Origin of the sequence: Elstera litoralis (assembly GCF_000963705.1) — a bacterium.
GTDB lineage: Bacteria > Pseudomonadota > Alphaproteobacteria > Elsterales > Elsteraceae > Elstera > Elstera litoralis.
On record NZ_LAJY01000417.1, the window covers coordinates 1 to 7,143 of the forward strand.

Genomic DNA, 7,143 nt, shown 5'->3' on the forward strand with positions numbered 1-7,143 from the left:
GGGTGGCGTCGACGCGCGGCCCGAGTTTTCTGCTGCTGCTGATCGGCGTGGCGCTGCTGAGTTTTCCGCGCGCCCATCGCCGGGTGACGCTGGCCGGGCTGGCGGCAGCGTTCGGCTCCTATCTGCTCACCGGCCACGCCGCCAGCGCGCCGCCCGATTGGCTGGCGAAACCCTTGCTGCTGGCCCATGTCACCTTTGCCGGATTCTGGATCGGCGCGCTGCCGCTGCTGGCGAAAGCCTTGGCGACGCCTAGCGCTTCGGCACGCTTGGCGCGTTTCTCGCGCTGGGCGCTTGTCCTCGTGCCGCTGCTACTGGCGGCGGGGGTGGGGCTGGCGCTGCTTCAGGGGATGACGCCATTCGGGCTGATCTTGCATCCCTATGGGCAATTGCTGTTATTGAAGCTGGTGTTCGTTGCGGGGCTGTTGGCGCTCGCCGCGTTAAACCGTTTGGTGCTGACCCCGCGCTTTGCCCGGCACGGCAAACCGACGCCCTTGCGCCGGTCGATCCTCGCCGAGGGGGGGATGATCGTCGGCCTGTTGCTCGCCACCGGCTTTCTGTCGCAAACGCCGCCGCCGCGCGCCGAGGATCACCACGCGCATGGGGGAACCGTCGCCGCCTCGGGCTACAGCAGCCTCACCCCCTTCGGCGACCGGTTGGCCCTCATCACCCTGACCCCGGCGAAGATCGGCCCGAATGAGTTGCGCCTGCTGGTGACGGATTTAGAAGGCACGCCGCGCCCGCCGTTGGAAGCGGTGGCCGTCTTCAGCCTGCCCGACGCCGGACTCGAAAACCTGCGCCGCCCGCTGGCGCGCGAGGGCGACGGTTTCCGCTTTTCCCCGCTGGTGCTGCCGATTGCGGGGGCGTGGCAGGTCGACATCGAGGTGCTCGTGACGGATTTCGAAAAGCGCAGTTTGCGTTTCAGCATTTCGATTCAGCCCTGAGCCGCCTCCTCCAATAACCACGCCCGCAACGCCCGCAATCGCGGCGTGTCCGCCCGCGCCGGGGGGCAGACCAGCCAATAGGCCCCCCCTTGCAGGGACGACACGTCGAAAAGCCTCACCAGGCGTCCGGTATCGAGGTGATCGGCGACCAGGATCGGGTCGAGCACGGCGGCGCCCAGACCCTGCAACGCGGCCTGGATGACCAGCGAGCGCGTATCGAACACCGGCCCGGCGCTGGGCTCGAAGCCCGGGGTGCTGGTGAGCCCCGCTGCGACGGCCCAGAGCGCCCAATCATCCCGCCGCAGCCGCGCGTGCAAGCGCTTCACTTTCAGGAGATCGGCAGGCGTCGCCAAACTTTGGGCGAGGGTGGGGGTACAGACGGGCACCAGGGTTTCCGCGAACAGCCGCGTCACATTCTGGCCCGACCATTCCTCCCCGGTGCCGTAGCGAATGGCGCAATCGAACCCGTCGCGGTCGATCTCGGTCGGGTTGGAACTGGTGGCGATGCGCACGTCGATATCGGGGTGCTGGCCTTGGAAATGCGGCAGGCGCGGAATGAACCAATGCATCGCGAAGGTGGAGAGCATGCTGATCGCAATCACGCCCTCGGTTTTGCGGTCGGCGAGGGCGGCCACCGCGTCGGCCAGATGATCGAAGCCCAGAGTGAATCCGGGCAACAGCAGCGCCCCTTCCTCCGACAGGCGCAGCCCGCGCGGCGAGCGCAGGAAGAGCGGCACGCCCAAAACCTCCTCCAAATGGCGGATTTGGTGACTGACGGCCGAAAGGGTGACGTTCAATTCCTCCGCCGCTGCCGAGAAAGACAGGTGGCGGGCGGCGGCTTCGAAGGCCCTTAGAGCATTCAGCGGCGGCAAGCGGCGGTGGCGGTGACGCAGGGGCATGAGAAAATCTACAGACCCGCTTAAGATAATTCAACTTGCCCTGCGGGCCTAAGCGCCGTTTCATCGGCCCCAACGAGAAAACCAGTATGAAGGGATCGGGCCATGACGCACTTGCGCACTTTGTTCGACAAAAATTTGGGACAGCCACATCGTCGAAGCGGCGGCGGATGGCACCACCACGCTCTATATCGACCGGCATTTGGTGCATGAAGTCACCAGCCACAGGCGTTCGAAGGCCTGCGCGTTGCGGGCCGCAAGGTGCGCCGCCCGGATGCGACCTTCGCCGTCGCCGACCATAATGTGCCGACGACCGACCGCAGCCAAGGCATCGCCGACCCGGAATCGCGGCTCCAGGTTGAAACCCTGGCCGATAATGCCAAGGATTTCGGCGTCAGCTACTTCGGTATGGACGATGTGCGCCAGGGCGTCGTTCACATCATGGGGCCGGAACAGGGGCTCACCCTGCCGGGCATGACGATTGTCTGCGGCGATAGCCACACCTCCACCCACGGCGCGTTCGGCGCGCTGGCCTTCGGCATCGGCACGTCGGAAGTCGAACATGTGCTCGCCACGCAAACCCTAGTGCAGAAGCGCGCTAAGAATATGCGCATTTCGGTGGAAGGCGATTTGCCGCCGGGCGTGACGGCAAAGGATCTGATCCTCGCCATCATCGGCACCATCGGCACCGCCGGCGGGACCGGCTATGTCATCGAATTTGCCGGGAAGGCGGTTCAGGCGCTCTCGATGGAAGGCCGCATGACGGTCTGCAATATGACCATCGAAGGCGGCGCGCGCGCCGGGCTGATTGCCCCGGACGAAACCACCTTCGAATACCTGAAGGGCCGCCCGTATGCGCCGAAGGGCGCGGCGTTCGAGCAGGCCGTTGCTTATTGGAAAACGCTGCCCAGCGATGAGGGCGCGCATTACGATAAGGAAATCATCCTCGACGCGACCAAGCTCGTCCCCTTCGTCACCTGGGGCACTAGCCCGGAAGACGCCGCGCCGATTACCGCGAGCGTGCCGAACCCGGCGGATGTGGCTGATGCGGGCAAGCGCGCCGCTATCGAACGCTCGCTCGCCTATATGGGCCTCACGGCGGGAACGCCCTTGAGCGAGATCACCGTGGATCGCGTCTTCATCGGCTCCTGCACCAATGGCCGCATTGAAGATTTGCGCGCGGCCGCCGAGGTCGCCAAGGGCCGCAAAGTCGCGGCGGGTGTGTCGGCGATGGTAGTGCCGGGCTCGGGGCTGGTCAAGGAACAGGCCGAACAGGAAGGGCTCGATAAGATCTTTTTGGAAGCTGGGTTTGAATGGCGCGAGCCGGGCTGCTCCATGTGCCTTGCCATGAATGCGGACCGATTGGAGCCGGGCGAACGCTGCGCCTCCACCTCCAACCGCAATTTCGAAGGCCGTCAGGGCCGGGGCGGGCGCACCCATCTCGTCGGCCCGGCGATGGCGGCAGCGGCGGCGGTCACGGGCCGTTTGACCGACGTGCGCGCGCTCGTCGGCTAAGGGCGCGGAATGAGCCCGATGGCAAACCCAGGGCGGCGGTTGCTGGCGGGTCTGATCGATCTGCTGGCGGTGATGCTGATTGTCGTGGTGGTGACGCTCGTTCTGAGTGTCGCTATTACCGTTGGCACCGCCTCGGATGAGGAGAAGCAGGCCGTGGCCTTTTGGGGCGCGCGGATTATGCTGATCGCCCTGCCCTGGCTCTATTTCGCGCGGCTGGAACGCGCCTTGGGCTTTCAGACCTTCGGTAAATCGGCCCTGGGGCTCGAAGTGCGGCGGACGAATGGCGAGCCTTTGGGCTTCCCCCGCGCCGCTTTGCGCGCACCGCTCAAGCTGGTGCTGATCTGGTCCTGGCCCCTGGTGTTTCTCGGTCAAGCCCCGCTTTACGACCGTTTTCTCTCGACCCAAGTTGTCGCGCGCGCCGCGTAGCGCCCGCCCTGGAGATCCATAATGCAGCCTTTCACCACGCTCACCGGAATCGCAGCCCCGCTGGCGCTCATTAATATCGATACCGATATGATTATTCCGAAGCAGTTTCTGAAGACTATCAAGCGCACCGGCTTGGGGAAGAACCTGTTCGATGAAATGCGCTTCACGCAGGAAGGCCAGGAAATCCCCAGCTTCGTGCTGAACCAGCCCGCCTATCGGCAGGCCAGCATTCTCGTGACCGGCGAGAATTTCGGCTGCGGCTCCAGCCGCGAGCATGCCCCCTGGGCGCTGGCCGATTTCGGCATTCGCTGCATCATCGCCGCGAGCTACGCCGATATTTTTTATAACAATTGCTTCAAGAACGGCATTCTGCCCATCGTTCTGCCCCAGGCCGACGTCGATAAGCTGATGGACGATGCGCGCAACGGTGCCAACGCCCGCCTCACCGTCGATCTCGAAACCCAGACCATCACCCGCCCCGATGGCTCCACCGTGAACTTCGAGGTCGATGCGTTTCGCAAGAAATGTTTGCTGGAAGGGCTCGATGATATTGGCCTGACGCTGGTCAAAGGCGCTAAGATCGATACTTACGAAGAAGCAACCAAAAAGAGCCAGCCCTGGCTGTTCGCTTCTTAATTCGGAATATTTTGGAGGGGAACCGTCAATGACTGCGAATAAATCGCTTCTTATTCTACCGGGCGACGGGATTGGCCCGGAAGTCATGCGCCAAGTGCGCCGGGTGATCGATTGGATGGCCAAGCGCCGCTCGGTCAGCTTCGATGTGACCGAGGGTCTTGTCGGCGGCGCGGCCTATGAGGCCCACGGCACACCGCTGAAAGACGAAACGATGGCCGACGCGCTGAGCGCCGATGCCGTGTTGCTCGGCGCGGTCGGTGGGCCGAAGTGGGACCAGCTTCCCTACGATAAGCGCCCGGAACGCGGCTTGTTGCGCCTTCGTAAGGAAATGGACCTCTTCGCCAACCTGCGCCCGGCGGTGGTCTATCCCGGCCTGGTCGATGCCTCGGCCCTGAAGCCGGAGCTGGTGCGCGATCTTGATATTCTCATCGTCCGCGAACTGACGGGCGGCGTTTACTTCGGCGAGCCGCGCGGCATCACCACGCTGCCGGACGGCCAGCGCCGGGGCGTGAATACGCAAGTCTATACGACGAACGAAATCATCCGCGTCGCCAAGGTCGCCTTCGAACTCGCCCGCAAGCGCCAGAGCCGTCTGCATTCGGTCGAAAAGGCCAATGTGATGGAATCGGGCGTGCTGTGGCGCGAGGAAGTGCAGAAGCTGCACGATTCGGATTATACCGACGTTCAGCTTGAACATATGTACGCCGATAATTGCGCCATGCAGTTGGTGCGCCAACCGAAACAGTTCGACGTGATCGTCACCGATAATCTCTTCGGCGATATTCTCTCGGATTGCGCCGCCATGCTCACCGGCTCGCTCGGGATGCTACCCTCGGCCTCCTTCGGCGCTCCCGACGCCTCGGGCCGCCGCAAAGCCATGTACGAGCCCGTCCACGGCTCGGCCCCGGACATTGCGGGCCGCGACGTGGCCAACCCGCTCGCCACCATCCTCAGCTTCGCCATGATGCTGCGCTATTCGTTCGATATGGATGAAGACGCCGATCTGATCGAAAAAGCGGTAAAAACCGTGCTGGCCTCCGGCATTCGCACCGGCGACATCATGGGGCCGAACACCGCCCGCGTGTCCTGCTCGACGATGGGGGAAACCCTGGTGCGCGAATTGGATAAGATGGCGGCGTAAGACGGGCTGATTTCTGTTGGGCTACCGCCCAAACCCGTCCGGGGCGATGCCCCGGCCCCCCTTTATTTTTAATATAAAAGAAGAGGGGTTCGGGGAGCTTGCTCCCCGAGCGGGTGCGGGCGGCAGCCCGCCGTTAGCTCTTCAAACCCTGCACCCGAAATAAGAAAAACACCTTCGCATAATCCTTCGCCAGCGGAATGGTGATCCGACCCACGGGCTCCGCCGTTTCGAAGCGCGCCAGCGCATCCGGGGTTTCGTGGCGGGTGACGTAGAGGATCGTGTCGCGGCGGAAGTCTTCGATGCGGGTGGTCAGCTCGAAATGGTTCTGGATCAGCCCGTCCGGGTTCCATTGCACTTGCAGCGCGGGCGGGCGGACGTAGAAGGACAGCAGGGCGAACAGCATGCGCTCGTCGGTCATTAGCACCGCGCCGGGCATTTGCTGAAGCGCTTGGCGCACGGCTTTGCCTAAGGCAGGGCTGCCCATGACGGCTTTCAGGGCCGGGTCGGTCCTGCGGGTCAGCTCGATGCCCGCAAGCTTAGCGAGATCGTGATAGGCGTAGCCGACGCCCATCAGCAGCCCGTGGAGGGCGAGGCTGGCGGGGATGATCCAGCGCCAGCGCGCCCGGTCGAGGGTCAGCGCCACCACCAGCACCGAGGCCGACACATAGGCCGTCGCGGCCCAATTGGCGTTGGCGCGCGACAGAAAGGCGACGGTGAGCATTACCGCCAGCGGCGGCAGGGCGAAAGCGGCGAGCAGGCCCAGGCGCTCATCCGGCAAACGGCGGGTGAGGATCGGGCGGAAGAGGAGCGCCGCAATCGCCACGGCTAACACCGGGAACAGCAGCGGCCCAAACACGCCAAACTGTCCGCCGATGAACTCGGCCAATTTCGCCGGGTGAATAAGCGAGCCGCCCAAATTGGCGTTGGCGGCGGTATGGCTGATGGTGGCGAACTGGTGCTGAGCGTTCCACCAGATATTCGGGGAAAAAACGACTAGGGCGAAGGCCGCCGCCGCCCAGAGGCGGCGGTTGGTCCACAGGTCGCGCCGCCACAGGATCATATGCAGCGCCATGCCGCCGAGGAAGAAGAGCATGGCGTATTTCGCCAGCATCCCAAGGCCGACTGCGCCGCCGAGCACCAGCCACCAGCGCGGCTGCGGCTTGGGCTCTAGCACCTGAAGATAGGCGTAGAGCGCGACGGCCCAGCACAGCAGCAAGGGCACGTCGGTCGACATAATCAGGCTCGAGAAAGCGACCGCCGGCAGCAGCCCGTAGGTGAGCGCGCTATAGAAGCCGATGCGCGGCTCGAACAGTTTTTCGCCGATGCGATAGATCACCAAGGCTGTCGCAAAATGCAGAAACGGTGACGCGAACCGCACGCCGAATTCGCGGTCGCCTAAAATGGCGGTGGTGAGGGCAATGATCCAGGAGAGCAGCGGCGGCTTCGAGTAATAGCCCCAATCCAGGTCCTTCGACCATAGCCAATACTGCGCCTCGTCGCCATGCAGCGGGTAATATTCGCCCGACAGAACCACCATCCGCACGGCGGTTAGAAAAAACAGCAGGCTGAGCGCGAGCCCGAAGGAATG

6 protein-coding genes and 1 pseudogene are annotated in these 7,143 nt (G+C 63.9%); 5 read left to right on the forward strand and 2 right to left on the reverse strand.

All coding sequences use genetic code 11. The features are described 5' to 3' along the window. Positions 1–941, forward strand: a 941-nt coding sequence (locus tag VZ95_RS14830) for a copper resistance D family protein (protein WP_045776546.1), incomplete at its 5' end; no start/stop codon positions are given. Here VZ95_RS14830 and gcvA read toward each other — a convergent pair. Beyond that, positions 932–1,840, reverse strand: coding sequence for a transcriptional regulator GcvA (gene gcvA / locus VZ95_RS14835; RefSeq protein WP_045776547.1), 909 nt, complete (start codon positions 1,838–1,840; stop codon positions 932–934). The two genes, VZ95_RS14830 and gcvA, sit on opposite strands and share 10 nt — an antisense overlap. A 102-nt stretch (positions 1,841–1,942) precedes the next feature. On the opposite strand from gcvA, the pseudogene leuC reads away from it, so the two are divergent. From leuC to leuB, 4 genes and pseudogenes are all read left to right on the forward strand, one after another. Next, positions 1,943–3,352, forward strand: a pseudogene (leuC, locus tag VZ95_RS14840) (3-isopropylmalate dehydratase large subunit). An 18-nt stretch (positions 3,353–3,370) separates the two neighbouring features. Next, positions 3,371–3,778, forward strand: coding sequence for an RDD family protein (locus tag VZ95_RS14845; protein ID WP_045776548.1), 408 nt, complete (start codon positions 3,371–3,373; stop codon positions 3,776–3,778). Between the two features lie 21 nt (positions 3,779–3,799). Beyond that, positions 3,800–4,414 carry a 3-isopropylmalate dehydratase small subunit gene (gene leuD, locus VZ95_RS14850; protein WP_045776549.1) on the forward strand — a complete coding sequence of 205 codons (615 nt, stop codon included), beginning with the start codon at positions 3,800–3,802 and terminating at the stop codon, positions 4,412–4,414. A gap of 28 nt (positions 4,415–4,442) precedes the next feature. Further along, complete coding sequence (leuB, locus tag VZ95_RS14855; RefSeq protein ID WP_045776550.1) at positions 4,443–5,555, forward strand: 3-isopropylmalate dehydrogenase; 1,113 nt, start codon at positions 4,443–4,445, stop codon at positions 5,553–5,555. Positions 5,556–5,688: 133 nt separating this feature from the next. Here leuB and VZ95_RS14860 read toward each other — a convergent pair. After that, the coding region (locus VZ95_RS14860) for an ArnT family glycosyltransferase (RefSeq protein WP_052711801.1) at positions 5,689–7,143 on the reverse strand (1,455 nt) is incomplete at its 5' end.